At 31.6% G+C, this 22,478-nt stretch carries 15 protein-coding genes; 9 read left to right on the top strand and 6 right to left on the bottom strand.

The annotated features are described in order from the left end of the window. Window positions 1-193 precede the first annotated feature (193 nt). From BLT70_RS12355 to BLT70_RS12365, 3 genes are all read right to left on the bottom strand, one after another. A complete protein-coding gene (locus BLT70_RS12355; RefSeq protein ID WP_091894841.1) occupies window positions 194-2,743 on the bottom strand; it encodes an adenosylcobalamin-dependent ribonucleoside-diphosphate reductase in 2,550 nt (849 codons plus the stop codon). Window positions 2,744-2,928: 185 nt separating this feature from the next. Beyond that, on the bottom strand, window positions 2,929-4,122 hold the full coding sequence (locus BLT70_RS12360) for an AIR synthase related protein (protein WP_091894843.1): 1,194 nt from the start codon (window positions 4,120-4,122) through the stop codon (window positions 2,929-2,931). A 308-nt stretch (window positions 4,123-4,430) separates the two neighbouring features. Next, on the bottom strand, window positions 4,431-6,614 hold the full coding sequence (locus BLT70_RS12365) for a glutamine synthetase III (RefSeq protein ID WP_091894845.1): 2,184 nt from the start codon (window positions 6,612-6,614) through the stop codon (window positions 4,431-4,433). A 169-nt stretch (window positions 6,615-6,783) separates the two neighbouring features. Between BLT70_RS12365 and BLT70_RS12370 the strand changes: the two genes are divergently transcribed. Then, the gene (locus BLT70_RS12370) at window positions 6,784-7,806 is read left to right on the top strand and encodes a glutamine synthetase beta-grasp domain-containing protein (protein WP_091894847.1); all 1,023 of its coding nucleotides are present in this window, start codon (window positions 6,784-6,786) and stop codon (window positions 7,804-7,806) included. 77 nt (window positions 7,807-7,883) lie between these two features. On the opposite strand, the gene BLT70_RS12375 is transcribed toward BLT70_RS12370, so the two are convergent. Beyond that, the gene (locus BLT70_RS12375) at window positions 7,884-8,426 is read right to left on the bottom strand and encodes a DUF4136 domain-containing protein (RefSeq protein ID WP_091894849.1); all 543 of its coding nucleotides are present in this window, start codon (window positions 8,424-8,426) and stop codon (window positions 7,884-7,886) included. A gap of 12 nt (window positions 8,427-8,438) precedes the next feature. Beyond that, window positions 8,439-10,427 (bottom strand): urocanate hydratase, encoded by a 1,989-nt coding sequence (locus BLT70_RS12380; protein ID WP_091894851.1) that lies wholly within the window; start codon window positions 10,425-10,427, stop codon window positions 8,439-8,441. A 134-nt stretch (window positions 10,428-10,561) separates the two neighbouring features. Here BLT70_RS12380 and BLT70_RS12385 point away from each other — a divergent pair, with 134 nt between their 5' ends. The 8 genes from BLT70_RS12385 (at window position 10,562) to BLT70_RS12420 (ending at window position 20,452) form a co-directional block, all read left to right on the top strand. Further along, window positions 10,562-14,071 (top strand): methylmalonyl-CoA mutase family protein, encoded by a 3,510-nt coding sequence (locus tag BLT70_RS12385; protein WP_091894853.1) that lies wholly within the window; start codon window positions 10,562-10,564, stop codon window positions 14,069-14,071. An 84-nt stretch (window positions 14,072-14,155) separates the two neighbouring features. After that, a complete protein-coding gene (locus tag BLT70_RS12390) occupies window positions 14,156-14,683 on the top strand; it encodes a hypothetical protein (RefSeq protein WP_091894855.1) in 528 nt (175 codons plus the stop codon). 42 nt (window positions 14,684-14,725) lie between these two features. Further along, window positions 14,726-15,061: a DUF3703 domain-containing protein gene (locus BLT70_RS12395; RefSeq protein ID WP_091894857.1), complete on the top strand. Its 336-nt coding sequence runs from the start codon at window positions 14,726-14,728 to the stop codon at window positions 15,059-15,061. Window positions 15,062-15,331: 270 nt separating this feature from the next. Further along, window positions 15,332-15,877: a sigma-70 family RNA polymerase sigma factor gene (locus BLT70_RS12400; RefSeq protein ID WP_091894858.1), complete on the top strand. Its 546-nt coding sequence runs from the start codon at window positions 15,332-15,334 to the stop codon at window positions 15,875-15,877. Window positions 15,878-15,943: 66 nt separating this feature from the next. After that, a complete protein-coding gene (locus tag BLT70_RS12405) occupies window positions 15,944-16,834 on the top strand; it encodes a dienelactone hydrolase family protein (RefSeq protein ID WP_091894860.1) in 891 nt (296 codons plus the stop codon). A 33-nt stretch (window positions 16,835-16,867) separates the two neighbouring features. Then, window positions 16,868-17,689: a class I SAM-dependent methyltransferase gene (locus tag BLT70_RS12410; RefSeq protein ID WP_091894862.1), complete on the top strand. Its 822-nt coding sequence runs from the start codon at window positions 16,868-16,870 to the stop codon at window positions 17,687-17,689. Next, on the top strand, window positions 17,689-19,134 hold the full coding sequence (locus BLT70_RS12415; protein WP_091894864.1) for an NAD(P)/FAD-dependent oxidoreductase: 1,446 nt from the start codon (window positions 17,689-17,691) through the stop codon (window positions 19,132-19,134). The genes BLT70_RS12410 and BLT70_RS12415 overlap by 1 nt, the downstream gene beginning before the upstream one ends. A gap of 130 nt (window positions 19,135-19,264) precedes the next feature. Next, window positions 19,265-20,452 (top strand): NAD(P)-dependent oxidoreductase, encoded by a 1,188-nt coding sequence (locus BLT70_RS12420; protein WP_091894866.1) that lies wholly within the window; start codon window positions 19,265-19,267, stop codon window positions 20,450-20,452. 42 nt (window positions 20,453-20,494) lie between these two features. On the opposite strand, the gene BLT70_RS12425 is transcribed toward BLT70_RS12420, so the two are convergent. Next, entirely contained in the window at window positions 20,495-22,456 is a 1,962-nt protein-coding gene (locus BLT70_RS12425) for a YgiQ family radical SAM protein (protein WP_091894869.1), read from the bottom strand. Window positions 22,457-22,478: the final 22 nt, after the last annotated feature.

The raw sequence follows: 22,478 nt of genomic DNA on the forward strand, positions 1-22,478 counted from the left end.
AGTAAATCTTATATAGCTTTTTTATTAATACAATTGAATTTTACCTACTAATATACAATTATTTTTTTTTATTAAATTATACTCAAAATGATGTTTTCTTTTTATTTTTTGAACATCGTAAAAATAATATTGCCAACTAAAAAAACTCCAAACATAAAAAGATTTGGAGTTTTTTTTAATTCTTAATTAAAATTTATCCACATTTAGAAGACCCACAATCTTTGCAAGTTAAACATCCTTCTTGATAAATTAAGTTTACAGAATTGCAGTTACCACAAGTGTGACCTTTTACAGCTGTACCATCTTCAACATAACGTTTTAAGGCACGTTGCACTCCATTTTTCCAAGTACTTATAGACTCTGAATCGAATTGCAAACTTTGTATTAATTCTACAATTTTATCAATTGGCATTCCATGGCGAATAGTTCCTGAAATTAGTTTTGCATAATTCCAAAATTCTGGATTAAATTTATGGCTCAATCCTTCAATTGTAGTTTTATAGCCTCGTTTGTTTTGATATTGAAAATCGTATCGAGAAGAACCGTCTTCGTTTCTATTTTTAATAATTAATCCTTTTTCTACCCAACGCGGAATTAAAATTCCGTCTTCATCATCTGTTAATCCTGTAAAAATTTCGTAAGGTCTATCATCAACTAAACCAACAAATGCAATCCATTTTTCTTTTTGATTTTGAAAACGCACAACATCTGCCTCTAAAATTTGAGGACGTTTTTTAGAAAAATTAGAAGTTGTAGGTTTATTATCTTTCTTTTCATCTGCAGAAATTAAAACACCAGAACGAGAACCATCTCTATAAACAGTTACTCCCTTACAACCAACTTGCCAAGCTTTTAAATACAATTCGCCAACTAATTCTTCTGTTGCATCGTTTGGTAAATTTACAGTAACACTTATAGAATGATCTACCCATTTTTGAATTGCTCCTTGCATTTCTACTTTGCTATTCCAATCAATATCATTAGAAGTTGCTTTGTAATATGGAGATTTTTTTACTAAATCATCTATTTCTTCTTGACTAAAGTTTTTTGTAGAATCTATACCATTTACATCCATCCATTGTTTAAAACGATGATGAAAAACAACATATTCTTCCCAAGAATCTCCAACCTCATCAACAAAATCTACTCGAATTCCTTTATCATTAGGGTTTACTTTTTTTCTTCGTTTATAAACTGGCATAAAAACAGGCTCAATACCAGAAGAAGTTTGCGTCATTAAACTCGTAGTTCCTGTTGGTGCAATTGTTAGTAAAGCAATATTTCTACGTCCATGTTCTAACATTTGGTAATACAGTTTACTATCTGCTTCTTTTATTCTTAAAATAAACGGATTGTCTTTTTCTCTGTTTGCATCAAAAATAGAGAACGCACCTCTTTCTTTTGCTAAACCTACAGATGCTCTATACGTTTCAATACCTAAGACTTTATGCACTTTTGTAGAAAAAGTATTTCCTTCTTCACTACCGTAACGAATATTTAAAGCAGCTAACATATCTCCTTCTGCAGTAATACCAATACCTGTTCTTCTACCTTCGTATGCTTTTTGTCTGATGTTTAACCACAGATTTCTTTCGGTTGCTTTTACATCATCTTCTTCTGGATCTGCATCAATTTTAGCTAAAATTCCATCAATTTTTTCTAGCTCTAAATCAATAATATCATCCATCATTCTTTGAGCAATTACAATATGCTTTTTAAATAATTCGAAATTAAATTCTGCTTTTTTTGTAAATGGATTTTCTACGTATGAAAACAAGTTTATTGCCAATAAACGACAAGAATCATAAGGACATAAAGGAATCTCGCCACACGGATTTGTAGAAACCGTTTTGTAGCCTAAATCTGCATAACAATCTGGCACAGATTCATTAATGACTGTATCCCAAAATAAAATTCCAGGTTCTGCAGATTTCCATGCATTATGAACAATTTTATTCCAAATTTTTGTTGCTTCTACCTCTTTTGTGTAAACAGGATTTTTGCTAAATGTTGGATATTTTTGCGTGTATTTTAGATTATCCTTTACAGCTTTCATAAACGCATCATCAATTCTTACAGAAACATTTGCTCCAGTAACTTTACCTTGCTCTAATTTAGCATCAATAAAATCTTCTGCATCTGGATGATTAATAGAAACAGACAACATTAAAGCACCTCTTCTACCATCTTGTGCAACCTCTCTTGTTGAGTTTGAATAACGCTCCATAAAAGGAACAATTCCTGTAGATGTTAATGCTGAATTTTTTACCGGAGAACCTTTTGGACGAATGTGTGACAAATCGTGACCAACACCACCTCTACGTTTCATTAACTGAACTTGTTCTTGGTCTATTTTCATGATTCCTCCATAAGAATCAGATTCGCCATTATTACCAATTACAAAACAATTAGATAAAGAAGCAATTTGAAAAGGGTTACCAATTCCTGCCATTGGACTTCCTTGAGGAACGATATATTTGAAGTTTTTTATAACTTCAAAAATTTCTTCTTCTGTTAAAGGATTTGCATATTTTTTTTCTATTCTAGCAATTTCTGATGCAATTCTTTGGTGCATTTGATCAGGAGTGCTTTCATAAATATTATCAGCAGAATCTTTTAAAGCGTATTTATTTAGCCACACAGATGCAGCTAATTCATCGCCTTTAAAATATTTTAATGCAGCTTCTAAAGCTTTATCTCTAGAATATATTTTTTTAGGGGTAAGTACAGTATGAGATTTCATTATATTTTTAGGTAATTAAATTGTTTCTTCGAGGAATAAATATCCCACAAATGTACAACCTAAAAGATGATAATTATCATAAAGTTTTCAATAAAAAACGATAACAAACTACAAATCAAACAACTAAAAACTTATCAACACTAAAAAGTTAACAAATAATTTAATTTTAATAAAAATAATTTGCTTTAATATTCAAAAATTCCGAACTCACTTTTTATAGTTAATTTCTTACTCTGATGAGCATCAGGAGCTAAAGATTCTACACGACCAACAATTTTTGCATCCACATTAAAAGATTTAGAAATCTTAATAATGTCTTCTGCAATTTCTGGCGAAACATACACTTCCATTCTATGTCCGCAATTAAAAACTTGATACATTTCTTTCCAATCTGTTTTTGATTGTTCTTGTATCAATTTAAACAAAGGCGGAATTGGAAACATATTATCTTTTACAATATGTAAATTGTCTACAAAATGTAAAATTTTTGTTTGTGCACCACCAGAACAATGAATCATTCCGTGAACTTTATCTGAATTAAATTCTGATAAGATTTTTTTAATTATTGGCGCATACGTTCTTGTTGGAGACAATACTAATTTACCTGCATCAATTGGTGAGTTTTCAACTTTATCTGTTAGCTTCACATTTCCAGAATACACTAAATCTTCTGGAACCGCAGCATCAAAACTCTCTGGATATTTAGTTGCTAAATATTTATGAAAAACATCGTGTCTTGCAGATGTTAATCCGTTAGAACCCATTCCTCCATTATATTCAGTTTCGTAACTTGCTTGTCCAAAAGATTCTAGACCAACAATTACATCACCAACTTTTATGTTTGCGTTATCAATAACTTCAGAGCGTTTCATTCTTGCAGTTACGGTAGAATCTACAATAATTGTACGCACTAAATCGCCAACATCTGCTGTTTCTCCTCCGGTTGAATGAATGGTAACTCCAAAACCTTTTAAGTCTTCGATTAATTCTTCTGTTCCGTTTATAATTGCTGATAAAACTTCACCAGGAATTTTACTTTTGTTTCTTCCAATAGTTGAAGAAAGCATAATATTATCGGTAGCACCAACACATAATAAATCATCAATATTCATGATTAATGCATCTTGCGCAATGCCTTTCCAAACAGAAATATCGCCAGTTTCTTTCCAATACATGTACGCTAAAGAAGATTTTGTACCTGCCCCATCTGCGTGCATTATTAAACAATAATCATCATCATTTGTTAAATAATCTGGCACAATTTTACAGAATGCTTTTGGAAACAAACCTTTGTCTATATTCTTTATTGCATTGTGAACATCTTCTTTGGATGCAGAAACACCTCTTTGTGCGTATCTTTTAGAAACTTCTTGACTCATATTGTTGTGTTGTGAGTTGCAAATTTAGTCTTTTGATTAAAAAAAAACGATAGAAATCTGTACGAATATTTAAAAGCAAAGACAGGAACTATAACGCAAAGAATGCTGCGATTTTAACAAAAAAAAGACCGGACAAGTTTTAAACCCCGTCAGATCTGTAAATATCTATTGATAAATTTGAAGCACTTCCTTTTTAGTCTTGCAATCTGCGCTAAGGATTGAGCGGTCTGTTTGAGCTCTCCCGCATTTTTTTTTGCGGGAAGCGAGTAGCGAAAGCCTGTAAAAGCGCCCAAATAAAAAATTACAAATTATATTGTAAATAATAACTCTCTATATTTAGTTAATGGCCAAAGATTATCATCAACCATGGTTTCTAATTTATCGCAATTGTAGCGTATTTGCTCAAAAAACGGTTTTACATCATTGCAATACATTTCTGCTGATTTTATGCCCGTAAATTTATTTGCTTTTCGGCGTTCATCTACCATTTTAATACTTAAAGCATTGATTTCTGTAATATGATTTGAGATAGTCATAATTAATTCAATCTGTTCTTGTGCGATATTTTTATATGCTTCTCCAAAAATTTCTTTTAAATTTTTAGTATTTTCTAGCAATGTATTCTGATAAATAATAGCCGTAGGAACTACATGATTCCTTGCAATATCGCCCAAAACCCTGCTTTCTATTTGCAATCGTTTTGTATATTCTTCAATAGCAATTTCAAAACGAGCCTCAAGCTCTACTTTATTCATTACATCCATTTCCTCAAACAAATCAATTGCTTTTTTAGAAATTTTTACTTTTAAAGCCTCTGGTGTTGTTTTATTATTACTTAATCCGCGTTTTTTTGCTTCTTTTTCCCAAGGCTCTCCATAACTATCCCCTTCGAAACGAATTTTTTTAGATTCTTTAATATACTCTCTTAAAACATTAAAAACCGCTTCATCCTTTTTTAAATTTTTAGTATCAATTAAATGATCAACTTCTATTTTAAATTCTTTTAATTGTTTGGCAACAATCGTATTTAAAACAGTCATTGGTTTTGCACAATTTACCCAAGATCCTACTGCTCTAAATTCGAATTTATTTCCTGTAAATGCAAAAGGCGATGTTCTATTTCTATCTGTATTATCTAGTAAAATTTCAGGAATTTTACCAATAATATTCAGTTTTAAATCCGTTTTTTCTTGAGGAGACAACTTCCCTTTTGTTACGTTTTCTAACTCATCTAAAACATTTGATAATTGACTACCAATAAACACAGACATAATTGCTGATGGCGCTTCACTAGAACCCAATCTACGATCATTACTTTCTGATGCAATTGACGCTCTTAACAATTCTTCATATTCGTAAACCGCTTTAATTGTATTTATAAAAAAGGTTAAGAATTGTAAATTTTTCATTGGTGTTTTCCCCGGACTTAATAAATTTATTCCATCAGCAGTAGATAAAGACCAATTATTGTGTTTTGCAGAACCATTGATTCCTGCAAATGGCTTTTCATGAAATAAAACTTTAAATCTATGACGTCTAGCTAGTTTTTGCATCACATCCATCAACAAAGAATTATGATCTACAGCCAAATTAACTTCTTCATAAATAGTCGCTAATTCAAATTGATTTGGAGCAACTTCATTATGTCTGGTTTTTAAAGGAATACCCAACAACATACATTCTTGCTCTAAATCTTGCATAAAGCTCATAGCTCTAGCAGGAATACTTCCAAAATAATGATCATCTAATTGCTGACCTTTTGCTGGCGAATGCCCTAATAAAGTTCTACCTGTCAACAAAATATCTGGTCTAGAAAGTGCCAATGCATCATCAATTAAAAAATATTCTTGCTCCCAACCTAAAGTTGCATATACTTTTGATGCATTTTTATCAAAATATTTGCAAACTGCAGCTGCATGAATATCAACAGCCTGCAAAGCTCTTAATAAAGGAGTTTTATTATCTAAAGCTTCACCTGTATAAGCCACAAAAATTGTAGGAATACACAAAGTTGTTTCATAAATAAAAGCAGGTGATGTTGGATCCCAAGCCGTATAACCTCTTGCCTCAAAAGTATTTCTGATTCCTCCATTTGGAAAACTTGACGCATCTGGCTCTTGTTGAACTAATTGTTCTCCATCAAATTTCTCCATCGCTAAACCGCCATTAATAGATTCAAAAAAAGCATCGTGCTTTTCTGCTGTTGCGCCTGTTAATGGCTGAAACCAATGTGTATAATGAGTTGCACCTTTAGAAATTGCCCAATCTTTCATACTTACAGCAACTTGATCTGCAATTTTTCTATCTATTTTAGTTCCTTTTTCTATGGCATTCATTACACTTTCGTAAGCAGCTCTTGTAAGATACTGTTGCATAGCATATTTGTTAAAAACATTATTACCAAATAACGCAGATCTTTTTTCATTTTCGACGATTTTTAAAGCGTCTCTATTTAATGTTTCCTGTAATGCAGCAAATCTAACTGTTGACATAATATGATTTTTAACTAGTATATTTTATTCTTTAAACAAATATACCCTATAAAAATTAGGGATAAAATTATTTTTAGTTCATTTTATAAAATTTACCCCTATTTTTTTTGATATCTTATCAAAATAATTCATTTTTGTAGTGTTAACATCACATATACAATTATTTACTATGGCAAAAATTAAATTAGAATACATTTGGTTAGATGGATATTTTCCAACTCAGAACATGAGAAGTAAAACCAAAGTTGAAGAACATGACAATTTTCAAGGAACTATCGAAGAACTTGGAATGTGGTCTTTTGACGGATCATCTACTAGACAAGCTTCAGGTGGCGCTTCTGACTGTTTACTTAAACCAGTTGCTATCTATCCAGATCCTGCAAGAATAAATGGTTATTTAGTAATGACAGAAGTTTTAAACGCAGATGGAACTCCACACGTTTCTAATGGTAGAGCTACTATTGATGATGATGATAATGATTTCTGGTTTGGTTTTGAACAAGAATACTTTATCATGGACACTAAAACTCAGTTACCATTAGGTTTCCCTATTGGTGGTTACCCAGCTCCACAAGGTATGTACTACTGTTCTGTTGGGGGTAAAAATACTCATGGTAGACTTTTAGTAGAAAAACATGCTGATTTATGTATTGATGCTGGATTAAATTTTGAAGGTATTAATCAAGAAGTTGCTTCTGGACAATGGGAATTCCAATTGTTTGCAAAAGGCGCTAAAAAAGCAGGTGATGAAATTTGGATTGCTCGTTATTTATTAGATAGATTAACAGAACAATATGGTTATTACATTGATTATCATCCAAAACCATTAGGTAAAGATATGGACTGGAATGGTTCTGGTATGCACGCAAACTTTTCTAATGAAGTCTTAAGAACTTGTGGTTCTGAAGAAATTTATGGTAAAATTTGTGAAGCATTTAGACCTGTTGTAAAAGAACATATTGCTGTTTATGGTGAGTTTAACGATCAACGTTTAACTGGTTTACACGAAACTGCTGCGATTACTGATTTCTCTTGGGGAGTTTCTGATAGAGGTGCTTCAATTAGAATTCCAATTATTGCAGTTGAAAAAGGCTGGAAAGGTTGGTTAGAAGATAGAAGACCAGCTTCTAATGGTGACCCATACAAGATTGCAGGAAGAATTATTAAAACTGTAAAATCTGCTAAGATTTAATTAGTTTAAAATTATAATATAGAAAACTCCGAAATTATTAATAATTTCGGAGTTTTTTTATGCTTAAAAATTTTTAATTATTTGTTTTCTTCTGGCGGAAATCTAGAAATAATTTCTTTTACAAATTCGTTAATTCTAGCTTCTTTTTTTTCTCTATTCTCAATTTTTAAAGCTCCAGTACCAACTCCTTGCCAAACTAATTCTTTTTTCTCTTTATCAATAAAATCTATAAACAAAGTACCTTCTGTATACTGGCTAACATTAATATTATTATTCATACCACTATACATCCATGGACTCCAACCCCAACCAAAACCGTAACCAAAATTGTTATTTTGATTTACATTTACTTTCTGTCTAGATTTTGTAAAAAAGCTCACTAAAAAATCAGGGGATTCAGATTTTGTAAATCCTTTTGCTAATAATTCTGATTCTACTGCTCTTAAAACACGTTTTTTATCTAAATCAGAAATTTCTGCTTTATCAATTCCAGGCTTATAAAAAGCAAATGTTTTATAGCTTACAAAATCTACCTTTGAGTCATAATCAGTAACAACTTTTACAGTATTACAAGAGTATAACACAACGATACTTAGTAATAAAAAAAAACTTTTTTTCATAATGATTAGTTTTTAAGTTAATGAATCTATTAAAGCATCATCTACAACATTAGGAAGCGTAACCTGAAGGTCTTTTTTAACTTTCATAGCTCTTTTAATTGCAAAAACAGCTTGTTTGCTTCTTGCCCAACTTCTTCTAGAAATTCCATTGTTTACATCCCAAAAAAGCATTGATTCTAAACGTTTTGATGCTGACTTAGAACCATCAAGAAGCATGCCAAATCCACCGTTAATTACTTCCCCCCAACCAACGCCACCTCCATTATGAATAGAAACCCAAGTTGCACCTCTAAAACTATCGCCAATTACATTATGAATAGCCATATCTGCCGTAAATTTAGATCCATCATAAATATTAGATGTTTCTCTATAAGGTGAATCTGTTCCTGAAACATCATGATGATCTCTACCTAAAACAATAGAGCCAATTTTTCCTTTTTTAATTGCTTTGTTAAATGCTTTTGCTATTTTAATTCTTCCTTCTGCATCTGCATATAAAATTCTTGCTTGCGAACCAACTACCAATTTATTTTCTTGCGCGCCTTTTATCCACTGAATATTATCAGTCATTTGTTGCTGAATTTCTTCTGGTGAATTCTTTTTTATTTTTTCTAAAACTTTACAGGCAATTACATCAGTTTTAGCTAAATCTTCAGGTTTTCCAGAAGTACAAACCCATCTAAATGGACCAAAACCATAATCGAAACACATGGGTCCCATAATATCTTGAACGTAACTTGGATATTTAAAATCGATATTATTTTCTGCCATAATAGCTGCTCCTGCTCTGCTCGCTTCTAATAAAAAAGCATTTCCATAATCAAAGAAATAAGTTCCTTTTGCAGTGTGTTTATTAATTGCTTTTACATGTCTTCTTAATGTTTCTTGAACTTTTTCTTTAAACAACTTAGAATTTTCTGCCATCATTTTATTAGCATCTTCAAAAGAAATATCAACAGGATAATAACCTCCAGCCCAAGGATTGTGTAATGAAGTTTGATCTGAACCTAAATCTATATGAATATTCTCAACATCAAACTTTTCCCAAACATCAACAATGTTTCCCAAATAAGCGATAGAAACTGTTTCTTTGTTTTCTTTTGCTGATTTCACTTTGGCAACTAATTTATCTAAATCAGTAATTTTTTCATCAATCCAACCTTGATCTAAACGAACTTGCGCAATTTTCGGATTCACTTCTGCACAAACTGTAACACAACCTGCAATAGTCCCTGCTTTTGGTTGCGCGCCAGACATTCCGCCTAAACCAGAAGTTACAAATAAACTTCCTTTTGGCTGTTTTTTAATTTTTCTAAATCCATTTAAAACAGTAATTGTTGTTCCGTGTACAATTCCTTGCGGACCAATATACATATAACTTCCGGCTGTCATTTGTCCGTATTGAGAAACTCCCAACGCATTCATTTTCTCTAAATCATCTGGTTTTGAGTAATTAGGAATTACCATTCCGTTGGTTACCACAACTCTTGGCGCATTCTTGTTGGATGGAAATAATCCCATTGGATGACCAGAATACATGGTTAACGTTTGCTTGTTTGTCATTTCTGATAAATATTGCATCGTTAAAAGATATTGAGCCCAATTCTGAAAAACTGCGCCATTTCCTCCATAAGTAATTAATTCGTGTGGATGCTGTGCAACTGCGTAATCCAAATTATTCTGAATCATTAACATAATTGCTTTTGCTTGTTCAGATTTCCCTGGATATTCTGCAATATCTCTAGCATACATTTTATAAGTTGGTCTAAAACGATACATATAAATTCGACCATATTTTTCTAACTCTTCTAAAAATTCAGTTATTAATTCTGGGTGATGTCTTTCATCAAAATAACGCAAAGCATTTCTTAAAGCTAGCTTCTTTTCATCCGCAGATAAAATATCTTTTCTTTTTGGCGCATGATTTATAGCTACATCATACGCTTTTTTTGGAGGTAATATAGCTGGAATTCCTTGTTTAATTTGTTCTTGAAAAGTCATCTCAAAAGTTTAAAAAGTGATAGTTTTACAAATATATTTCTTTTTTAGAAATCAAATTTTAAAAACAATAAAGATTTACGGTTTTTTTTAAGATTTTCGTAAATTGCAAACCTAAAAATTAACATATATTACGAATGAAACAAATTACACCTTACAAACCTCAACATAAAGTACGTATCGTAACCGCTGCTTCTCTTTTTGATGGACATGATGCTTCTATTAATATTATGCGTAGAATTATTCAATCTACAGGCGTAGAAGTTATTCATCTTGGTCATGATAGAAGTGTTGAAGAAGTGGTAAACTGCGCCATTCAAGAAGATGTAAATGCCATTGCAATGACTTCTTATCAAGGAGGACATAATGAGTATTTTAAATATATGTATGATTTATTACAAGAGAAAGGCACTGGACATATCAAGATTTTTGCTGGTGGTGGTGGCGTAATTCTTCCGGAAGAAATTAAAAATTTGATGGGGTATGGAATTACCAGAATTTATTCTCCTGATGATGGTAGAGAACTTGGCTTACAAGGAATGATTAATGATTTAGTGAAAGCCTCCCTTAATCCCCCACACTCTGCTGAAAAAGTTTGCAATGAAGATGGAGATTGGTTGCTCGAATTAGGAAGTGAAAAGGTTTTAGAAAATTTAAAAAATAAAAATGTTAATACAATAGCAAGATTAATTTCGCTAGCAGAAAATAACCATACAGATTTCAACAAAATTTTCAATAAAGATTGGAACTCCTCCCCTTCGGAAAGGTTGGGAGGAACTCCTGTTTTAGGAATTACAGGAACTGGTGGCGCAGGAAAATCTTCATTAGTTGATGAATTAGTTCGTCGTTTTTTAATAGACTTTCCTGAAAAAACAATCGGTTTAATTTCTGTTGATCCATCAAAAAGAAAAACAGGTGGTGCACTTTTAGGTGATAGAATTAGAATGAATTCTATAAACGATTCTCGTGTTTACATGCGCTCTTTGGCTACTCGTCAATCTAATTTGGCTTTATCTAAACATGTAAACGAAGCTATTGAAGTTTTAAAAGCTGCCGAATTCGATTTGATTATTTTAGAAACTTCTGGTATTGGGCAATCTGATACAGAAATTATAGAACATTCTGATACTTCTTTATATGTAATGACGCCAGAATTTGGAGCAGCAACTCAGTTAGAAAAAATTGACATGTTAGATTTTGCGGACTTAGTTGCTATTAATAAGTTTGATAAAAGAGGTGCTTTAGATGCAGTAAGAGATGTAAAAAAACAATATATGCGTAATAATAATTTGTGGCATATTAATCAAGATGATTTACCTGTTTTTGGAACAATTGCATCTCAATTTAACGATCCTGGAATGAATACTTTGTACAAAAGTATTATGGATAAATTAGTTGAAAAAACTGGAACTGATTTAAAATCAAACATGAAAATCACCAAAGAAATGTCTGAAAAAATCTTTGTAATTCCACCAAAAAGAGTTCGATATTTATCTGAAATTGCAGATGATAATAGAGATTATAATAAAAAAGTTGAAGAACAAGTTAAAGTTGCTCAGAAATTATATGGAATTTATCAAACGATTTTATCTTTAGGTGATAATGTCTGGTCGAGCGCAGTCGAGACCTCTTCACTAACTAAAACTGGACTGGATAATGATGAGATACTTTCTCTCGACTGCGCTCGAGAAGACAAAGAATTTGTAAAACTTTTACTAGCTCAATTCGAAAAAGTTAAAATGAATTTAAATCCATACAACTGGGAAATCATTTTAAACTGGCAAGAAAAGGTAAACAAATATAAAAATCCTATTTATACTTTTAAAGTTCGCGATAAAGAAATAAATATCGAAACACATTCCGAGTCTCTTTCTAATATTCAAATTCCTAAAGTTGCCCTACCAAAATATAAAGCTTGGGGAGATTTATTACGCTGGAATTTACAAGAAAATGTGCCTGGAAAATTCCCTTACACTGCAGGATTATATCCTTTTAAAAGAACTGGAGAAGACCCAACAAGAATGTTTGCTGGTGAAGGTGGCCCAGAAAGAACCAACAGACGTTTTCATTATGTGAGTTTAGGGATGGATGCCAAGAGACTTTCTACTGCTTTTGATTCTGTTACTTTATACGGAAATGATCCTGGTAAAAGACCAGATATTTATGGTAAAATTGGTAATGCAGGCGTTTCAATTTGTTGCTTAGATGATGCTAAGAAATTATATTCTGGTTTTGATTTAAGTCATCATATGACATCAGTTTCTATGACGATTAATGGACCTGCACCAATGTTGCTCGGTTTTTTTATGAATGCTGCCATAGATCAGAATTGTGAGAAATATATTAAAGAACATCAATTAGAAGGTCAAGTAGAAGCTACTTTTACAGAAGTTTATGATTTAAAAGGATTAAAAAGACCAAAATATCAAGGAGAATTACCAGAAGGGAATAATGGTTTAGGTTTACTACTTTTAGGTTTAACCGGTGATTTGGTTTTACCTTCGGATGTTTATCAACAAATAAAAACAGACACTTTAGCGCAAGTTAGAGGAACTGTACAAGCCGATATATTAAAAGAAGATCAAGCGCAAAATACCTGCATCTTTTCTACAGAATTTGCACTTCGGTTAATGGGTGATGTGCAAGAATATTTTATCGAAAAACAAGTACGTAACTTTTATTCGGTTTCTATTTCTGGATATCATATTGCAGAAGCTGGCGCTAACCCAATTACACAATTAGCATTAACGTTATCTAACGGATTTACCTATGTTGAGTATTATTTAAGTCGCGGAATGGACATTAATAAATTTGGTCCAAACTTATCATTTTTCTTTTCTAACGGAATTGATCCAGAATATTCTGTAATAGGAAGAGTTGCTCGCAAAATTTGGGCAAAAGCAATGAAGAATAAATACGGAGCAAATTCTAGAGCTCAAATGTTAAAATATCATATTCAGACTTCTGGACGTTCTTTACACGCGCAAGAAATCGACTTTAACGATATTAGAACTACACTTCAAGCTTTATATGCAATTAACGATAATTGTAATTCTTTACACACAAATGCCTACGATGAAGCCATTACAACTCCTACAGAAGAATCTGTAAGAAGAGCCATGGCGATTCAGTTAATCATTAATAAAGAATTAGGTTTAACGAAGAATGAAAACCCGATTCAAGGTGCTTTTATTATCGAGGAATTAACAGATTTGGTTGAAGCTGCTGTTCTAGAAGAGTTTGATAGAATTACAGAACGTGGAGGTGTTTTAGGCGCTATGGAAACCATGTATCAACGTTCTAAAATACAAGAAGAAAGTTTGTATTACGAAACTTTAAAACACAATGGAGATTTCCCTATTATTGGTGTAAATACTTTTTTAAGTTCTAAAGGATCACCAACTGTTCAGCCTGCAGAAATTATTCGTGCAACTGATGAAGAAAAGCTACATCAAATTAAAACGAAAGAGCTATTAAACAAAATAAATCCAAAGAAAGTTGAACAACAAATTACAATTTTACAAGAAGCTGCAATTCAGAATGAAAATTTATTTGATAAGCTAATGGAAGCTACTAAAGTTTGTTCTTTAGGACAAATTACAGATGCTTTGTTTAAAGTTGGTGGACAATATAGAAGGAATATGTAGAAGAAAACGCACGGCTTTAGATAAAATATAAATCCGCACACTTTATGCGGATTTTTTTTATCTTTAAATTAAAAATAAAAACACATGAATATATTAGGAATTGGCTCTAGAATTAATCATTCAGAATTTGGGTTAGGTGTTGTTACAAATGTAACCAGCAAACATTATTGGGTAACTTTTATAAAAGACGGCTTAGAAACCATAGATATTGATAGCGATTTTGAAGTAATTGAAGCTGTAGAAGACGAAGTTGATACAATTAGTTTTTATGAGGTTGAAAAATCACTAAAAACAATTTTACAAAAATGGAGCGATGTTACCCAAATTTCGCCTATTGCAGATCGTTGGAAAAAAGGAACCCTAATTTTAAGGCCTGCTGATTCTAATCTTGCTGATAAAGAAATACCAATTGATACTTTTTTTCATAAAATTGTGATGGTTAGAGACAGAATTAGAGTAATGGAACAAAAAATAAATGCCAGCAAAACCCTAGTAGATCAAGATAAAATTGATTTGCAACAATACATCACCAGAATTTATGGAAGTTTAACTACTTTTAACGTGTTGTTTAAAGTAAAATCTGACCATTTTGTAGGAGAAAGATCTAAATAATGCATCTTTTTAAGTTGAATAGTGTCTATTTTAAAAATAAAAATGGACAATCAACTTTTAAAAAAAACCTTTTATCGTCACTTAAAATTAGGAAAATCAGCATTAAAAAAGAATAATTTTAAAAATGCTTTTTATCATTTTGAAAACACACACATTCTTGGACAAAAACATGTAGTTAGACATACAGTTAGTCATTATTGGATGCTTCTTTTTGCGATAAAATCAAAAAACAGAAAAGAAATCATAGGTCAATTATTTAGAATTATTGCATCAATATTATTTACTTTAGTGTGGGTTCCAAAAGGAAATACTGGTGGAACAAATGTTTCTCCCATCAAAAAAATGCCAATTAGAAAAGAATTGAAAAAATATTTTTAGTTTAATGCATCTTTTTAAATAATGTGAAGTCTATTATATGAACATTAAAAAATAATATCATGAAAAATAATAATTGTAGTTGTAATTGTGAAGGTTGCAAAACCGGATATTGTAAAAATTGTACTTGCGAAAATTGTTCTTGTAACAATTGTAATTGTTAACTAATTGCCTTCTTAAGCGCCGTCGAAAGATTTTAATTCTCGATTGCGCTTAAACAGACATTAAGAGAAACTGAAATAAATTCAATTTTTCGAAATATAAATAATTATCATGACCACAAATCAAGTTTGGACAACCTATTCTGAAGATTTAAAAAGATTTATCATCAGCAAAGTAAAAGATGTTACTATTGCTGACGATATTTTACAAGATACATTTATTAAAATCCACACAAAACTACATACTTTAAAAGACATTACTAAATTAAAATCTTGGTGTTTTACGGTGGCAAGAAATTCAATTTTAGACTACTGGAAATCTACAAATAAAACTTTTGAAATTGCTAATTTTGAAGCTGAAACAGAAATAATAGAAAACTCGCACACAGAAAAAGATTGCTTAAGAGGCATCTTAAAACACTTACCTAAATTATATAGAGATCCTTTGTTTTTATCTGATATAAAAGGATTAAAACAACAAGAAGTTGCAGATCAATTACATCAAACTTTATCAACTACTAAATCTCAAATTCAGCGTGCAAGAAAATTAATTGCACAAGGATTTATGGATTGTTGCGGATTTACCGTAAATGAAGAAGGAAACCTTGTTGGTGAAATTCAAGAAAAAGAAGACTGCAAAGTTTGTAATTATAATTAACAAATAGTTGTATTTTTTTTTATTAACTTAGCTGATATAATAAATTATACAAAAAAAATCAGCAAAATGAAAACACTTAAAAAAGAAGACATTAGTCAAGAAGTATTTGATTTATATGATGATTACGCACATAATAAAATAGATAGAAAAACATTTCTTAAAAAACTATCTTTATACGCAGTTGGCGCAATTACATTGCCTGCTTTATTAAGTTTTATTTCTCCTAATTATAAAGATTCTATTGTAGTAAAATCTAACGATCCAAGACTAAAATCAGAAACTATAAGTTACGATTCTCCAAAAGGAGGCCTTAAAATGAAAGGTTTATTATCTATCTTAAAAAATACTACCGAAAAAGTACCTGGAATTATTGTTGTTCATGAAAACAGAGGCTTAAACCCTTATATAGAAGATGTTAATAGAAGAGTTGCTTTAGAAGGTTTTATTTCTTTGGCTCCAGATGCATTATCGCCAATGGGCGGTTATCCTGGTAATGATGATGACGGAAGAGCAATGCAGAAGAAAAGAAGTCAAAGTGAAATGCTAGAAGATTTTATTGCCGGATATAATTATTTAAAATCTCATAAAAATTGTAACGGAAAAGTAGCTGTTGTCGGTTTTTGTTTTGGTGGATGGATTTCTAATATGATGGCTGTAAGATTGCCAGATTTAGCTGGTGCAGTTCCGTATTATGGAAGACAGCCAGAAAAAGAAGATGCTGCCAAAATTAAAGCGCCTTTGTTATTGCAATATGCAGATTTAGACAAAAGAGTAAATGCTGGTTGGCCTGAATTTGAAAAAGTTTTAAAAGAAAATAATATTGAGCATGAAGCCTATTTTTATGCTGATGTAAATCATGGTTTTCATAATAATACAACGCCAAGGTATGATGAAACTGCTGCAGATTTATCTTGGGAAAGAACACTTGCTTTTTTTAATAAACATTTAAAAGAATAATTTTAAGTACTTTTATCCTTTTAAATATTTAAGGTGAAAAAGAAAACACTTATCAGCAAAGAATTAGACGATTTTTACAACAAAGCTTCAGAAGAAACCCGACTTGAAAAAGGTATGGGGATTTTTGAATTCGAACGTATTAAAGAACTTATAGAACCTCATATTTCTAATCCAAATAGTACAATTATTGATGTTGGTGGCGGAACAGGGAAATACTCTGAATGGTTAGCAAAAAAAGGACATGTTGTTCATTTAATTGAACCTGTTTTAAAGCACATAAAACTCGCAGAAAAAAGAGCCAATAAATTAAAGAATCCGTTTTCTGTTGCTATTGGTGAAGCTAAAACATTGCCTTTTAAAAATGAAACTGCCGATTTAATTATTTTACACGGACCTTTATATCATCTTCAAAAAAGAGAAGATAGAGTTGCTACTATTTTAGAAGCTAAAAGAGTACTTAAAAAAGGCGGAATTATTTTAGGCTTCGCAATTAATGCAACTGCTTCTACTGTGGTTGGCTTGATGAATGGAATGATTCATGCAAATTCATTTTTTGATATGTGCAAAGCAGAGTTAACATCGGGAATTCATAATGCACCAAAAGACTTTCCTTTTTTGTTAGCGGATGCTTTTTATCACAAACCAGCAGGATTAAAAGCAGAGTTTTTAGAGCAAAACCTACACTTTATCAATCTTTTTGCTGTTGAAGGAATGATTTGGCTAGACAATGAATACTTTGCAAATATGTTGGATAAAAGAAAATCAAAGACTTTAAAAGCGTTGCAAACTTTAACTCAGAATGACGAATACTTGTTGCCATTTAGTCCACACATGATGATTGCCGTTAAGAAATAGTGGAAAATGTAACCAACAAAGAAAAGTATTGGAATGTTTGCTCAACCTGTAAAGGAATTGGCAAAAAGAGAAAGAGCGTTCGAAAAAATATACGATTAGCGTATCAGAAGGAATTCGAATTCTTTGAAAAATCAAATGGTAAAATAGCTGCACCCATTAAACCTAAAGGAGTTTTACAAGCTTGTGCAAATTGTAAAGGAACTGGTTTAATTCAATCTAATTATAAACCAATTGTAAACAACGAAAAATATCCACATGTTGCCATTATTGGTGGCGGAATTGGCGGAGTAGCATTAGCTGTAGCTTGTTTACATCGAGGAATTCCTTTTACATTGTATGAACGCGACATCAATTTTGATGCTCGATCTCAAGGTTACGGACTTACTTTACAACAAGCAAGTAAAGCTATGGCAAGTTTAGGAATTCTCTCTTTGGACAAAGGAATCACCTCAACTAGACACGTGGTTCACACTACTGATGGAACTATTATTGGAGAATGGGGAATTAGAAAATGGGGAAGATCAGGCAAAAAAGCAGCAGCAAAACACACAAATATTCACATTGCTAGACAGTCATTGCGTTTGGCTTTATTAGAACAATTGGGTGAACATAAATCTTTAAAATGGGGACATCAATTATTAAGTTTTGAAGAATCAGAAGAAAAAAATGTTTCGCTAAAATTTCAAGTAAAAGATAAAATACTAAACGAAAAAGCAGATATTGTTATTGGTGCAGATGGAATTCGAAGTACCGTAAGAAAGTTATTAATTGGTGATGAAAAAAACCCTTTACGTTACCTCGACTGTATTGTAATATTAGGAATTTGTCCTTTAAAAAATCTTACAAATATCGAAAGTCCACTTTTAGATTCTGAAACCGTTTTTCAAACTGCAAATGGCAATGAACGAATCTATATGATGCCTTACGATGCTGATTCTATTATGTGGCAACTTAGTTTTCCGTTATCAGAAAAAGAAGCTAAAGCCTTAAACACTTTGGGCGCAAAAGCACTAAAAGCAGCAGCTTGCAAAAGAACGCAATGGCACAACCCTATTCCTCAAATTGTTGCTGCAACAAAAGAATCACAAATTTCTGGATATCCTGTTTATGACAGAGAATTACTAAAACCTGAATTACTAGAAAAAGGAACTAAAGTTACACTGATTGGAGATGCAGCTCACCCAATGAGCCCGTTTAAAGGTCAAGGCGCAAATCAAGCTTTATTAGATGCGTTAAGCTTGGCTAGAACAATTACAAAAAACTACAATTCTTCCTCTCTTTTCAAAGATGTTGGTTTGATCAAAAAAGTATTATCCGATTTTGAATCTGAAATGATAAAACGAAGTGCTTCTAAAGTAAAAGGTTCTGCAGAAGCTGCAAAATTATTACATTCGGAAATGGTACTTAAAGAAGGAAATGGCCCTAGAGGAAAACATCGAAAATAATTAAATACCAAATATTTAGTTGAAACGATTTGTAATTATTTCCTTTTGTTTAAAGTAATTATTTATTATTAGAAATAATAAATTTTAATAAAAACGTTTCAAACCTACTAACAACAACTATTTTTGTTTTATGAAAAAACAAGTTGCAATTATTGGTGGTGGACCATCTGCTTTTTTATTGGCTGCTTTTTTAGATGCAAAAAAATTTAAAATTACAATCTATGAGAAAAACAAAACTTGTGGACGTAAATTTTTAGTTGCAGGTAAAGGCGGTTTTAACTTAACACATTCAGAATCGGTTGAAAAACTTATAAAACGCTACACATCAGACGGTTTTTTAGACGAATCTTTACTGAATTTCACCAATACTGATTTTAGAAACTGGCTTGATCTAATAGGAATTCCAACATTTACAGGAAGCAGTAAAAGAGTGTATCCAAAAGAAGGAATTAAACCAATAGAAGTGCAGAATGCAATTCTAAAACATCTTAAAGAAAAAGGTGTTATTATAAACTATGAACAAACTTTTTCTGATTGGGATGATGCTACTAATCCTATTATTAATAATACATCAATTCAAACAGATTATACCGTTTTTTCTTTAGGAGGAGGAAGTTGGAAAATTACGGGTTCTGATGGAAGTTGGTTAGATATTTTTTCTGAAAAAGGAATTAAAACAAAACCATTTCAGGCATCAAACTGTGGTTATCAAATTGATTGGAAACCTGAGTTTATTAAACAACACGAAGGAACTCCTTTAAAAAATATTGCTATTTATTGCAATAAAGTTATACAGAAAGGAGAAGCTGTTATTACTAAATTTGGATTAGAAGGAAATGCCATTTATGGCTTGAGTCCACAGATTAGAGAACAATTGAATACAAATGGAACGGCAACTATTTTCATTGATTTTAAACCCTCGTTAACTTTAGAAAATATTCATTCTAAAATAAAAAATACTATTTATAAAAACACAACTCAAATCTTAAAGAAAGAGCTTAAACTTAGTGAAGCTCAAATCAATTTATTAAAAACCTATCTTTCTAAAGAGTCATATTTAAATACAGAATCATTAGTAAAAAACATCAAAAAATTTCCATTAGAAATAATAAATACAGCACCAATTGACGAAGCAATTTCTACAGTTGGCGGAATTGATTTAACCGCAATTTCCGAGAATTTTGAACTTAAAAAAATACCCAATCAATTTTGTATTGGCGAAATGTTAAATTGGGATGCTCCAACTGGTGGATATTTATTACAAGCTTGTGCAAGTATGGGTGTACATTTAGCAAATCATTTAAACAAAACGAACTAAATTTCATCAAACTTATAAGCAATAATTATTTAAAAAGTTAGCTTACCTCCTCTTTTTACTTTTAGCTCTACTTACCTTTTTCTTTCTTCTATTAAAAGGAACGGCGTCATCAAAAGTATTCTTAGTTCCTTTTGCTTGTTTGTTCTTTTTCCAAGAATTATTTTCTGGTAATAAAACGTTTAACAAATCTTGTCTTCCAACTTTATTTAAGGTATTTCTAATCCAATCTTTATTTTCTTTTTTATACCAAAAGAAAAATTTATGTTGATCTTCACGCTCCTTTTTAGTCTTAGGAGTTTTGGTCGGTTTTAATGTATATGGATGATAACCAGAATAATAAATCACAGTTGCAACAGTCATTGGCGTTGGTGTAAAACCCTGAACTTGTTCTAACTGAAAGCCCATATCTTTGGTTTCTGCAGCCAAATTTGCCATATCTTCTACTTCACTTGCTGGATGGCTAGAAATAAAATATGGAATCAATTGTAGGTTTAATTTTTTCTTGATATTGATTCTGTCAAAACGCTCTTTAAACATGTGAAAATATTTAAAAGACGGTTTACGCATCAATTTTAAAACCGGATCAGAAGTATGTTCTGGTGCAACTTTTAATCTCCCAGAAATATGTTTGGTCATTACCTCTTCTGTGTATGCATCTAATTCTTTTGGATCTGCGTTTTTATTAAACTCAGGCACTAACATATCATGACGAATTCCACTTCCAATAAACGATTTTTTAATCTTCGGATGTTTATCAACCGCTTGATATAATTCCGTTAAAGGTTTGTGAGAAGTATCTAAATTAGAACAAATTACAGGAGAAATACAACTTGGCGCAACACATTTATCGCAAATAGATTGTACTTTTCCTTTCATCTGATACATATTTGCAGAAGGCCCACCAATATCAGATAAATAACCTTTAAAATCTGGCATATTTGCCACTTTATCTATTTCTTTTAAAACAGATTCCTGACTTCTACTTGCAATAAATTTACCTTGATGTGCAGAAATTGTACAAAAACTACAACCTCCAAAACATCCTCGGTGAATGTTGATAGAAAATTTAATCATTTCAAACGCAGGGATTGGTCCACGCTTATTATATTTTGGATGCGGTAAACGTGTAAAAGGCAAATCGAAAGAAGCATCAATTTCTGTCTCGGTCATTGTTGGGCAAGGCGGATTTATCACCAAAGTTTTCCCATTAATATCTTGTAAAATTCTACGGGCTTTTAATTTATTCGATTCTTGCTCAATCACTTTAAAGTTTGATGCAAATGTTTTTTTATCAGCCAAACAAGCCTTATGAGAATTTATCGTTACATCTTCCCAATCGTTTACTACAGGTAATTTTTCTTTCTTTTCATCAATTAAAACAGCCGTTTGTTTAATGTTTTTTAAACTAGAAAACGGAACCCCTTTTTGCAATAATTCTACAATTTCACGCAATGGCTGTTCTCCCATTCCGTAAACCAACATATCTGCTTTAGAAGTTTCTAAAATAGAAGGTAATAATTTATCAGACCAATAATCATAATGTGTTACACGTCTTAAAGAAGCTTCAATACCACCAATTAAAACAGGAATATCAGGAAACTTTTCTTTTAATATTTTAGAATACACAGAAGTTGCATAATCTGGTCTAAAACCTTTATCGCCATTTGGTGTATAAGCATCTTTATCTCGGCGTTTTTTACTTGCCGTATAATTAGAAACCATCGGATCCATACAACCACCTGTAACACCAAAAAACAAACGAGGTTTTCCTAATTTTTCAAAATCTTGTAAATTATCATTTACACTTGGCTGTGGCACGATTGCAACTTTTAAGCCATAACTCTCTAAAATTCTACCAATTACTGCAGGTCCAAATGATGGATGATCTACATAAGCGTCTCCACTAAACAAAATCACGTCTAGTTCTTCCCAACCACGAATTTTAACTTCTTTGTTTGTAGTTGGTAACCAGTCTGTTAATTGATGTTTTTTTGTGCCTTCCATATTTTGCAAAAATACAAGAATT

This window comes from Polaribacter sp. KT25b (assembly GCF_900105145.1).
In the GTDB taxonomy this organism is placed as follows: Bacteria; Bacteroidota; Bacteroidia; order Flavobacteriales; family Flavobacteriaceae; genus Polaribacter.

What these genes read in the sequence shown, in the direction of transcription:
- BLT70_RS12355 (WP_091894841.1), bottom strand. Translation starts at nt 2,743, where the DNA reads ATGAAATCTCATACTGTACTTACCCCTAAAAAAATATATTCTAGAGAT.
- BLT70_RS12360 (WP_091894843.1), bottom strand. Translation starts at nt 4,122, where the DNA reads ATGAGTCAAGAAGTTTCTAAAAGATACGCACAAAGAGGTGTTTCTGCA.
- BLT70_RS12365 (WP_091894845.1), bottom strand. Translation starts at nt 6,614, where the DNA reads ATGTCAACAGTTAGATTTGCTGCATTACAGGAAACATTAAATAGAGAC.
- BLT70_RS12370 (WP_091894847.1), top strand. Translation starts at nt 6,784, where the DNA reads ATGGCAAAAATTAAATTAGAATACATTTGGTTAGATGGATATTTTCCA.
- BLT70_RS12375 (WP_091894849.1), bottom strand. Translation starts at nt 8,426, where the DNA reads ATGAAAAAAAGTTTTTTTTTATTACTAAGTATCGTTGTGTTATACTCT.
- BLT70_RS12380 (WP_091894851.1), bottom strand. Translation starts at nt 10,427, where the DNA reads ATGACTTTTCAAGAACAAATTAAACAAGGAATTCCAGCTATATTACCT.
- BLT70_RS12385 (WP_091894853.1), top strand. Translation starts at nt 10,562, where the DNA reads ATGAAACAAATTACACCTTACAAACCTCAACATAAAGTACGTATCGTA.
- BLT70_RS12390 (WP_091894855.1), top strand. Translation starts at nt 14,156, where the DNA reads ATGAATATATTAGGAATTGGCTCTAGAATTAATCATTCAGAATTTGGG.
- BLT70_RS12395 (WP_091894857.1), top strand. Translation starts at nt 14,726, where the DNA reads ATGGACAATCAACTTTTAAAAAAAACCTTTTATCGTCACTTAAAATTA.
- BLT70_RS12400 (WP_091894858.1), top strand. Translation starts at nt 15,332, where the DNA reads ATGACCACAAATCAAGTTTGGACAACCTATTCTGAAGATTTAAAAAGA.
- BLT70_RS12405 (WP_091894860.1), top strand. Translation starts at nt 15,944, where the DNA reads ATGAAAACACTTAAAAAAGAAGACATTAGTCAAGAAGTATTTGATTTA.
- BLT70_RS12420 (WP_091894866.1), top strand. Translation starts at nt 19,265, where the DNA reads ATGAAAAAACAAGTTGCAATTATTGGTGGTGGACCATCTGCTTTTTTA.
- BLT70_RS12425 (WP_091894869.1), bottom strand. Translation starts at nt 22,456, where the DNA reads ATGGAAGGCACAAAAAAACATCAATTAACAGACTGGTTACCAACTACA.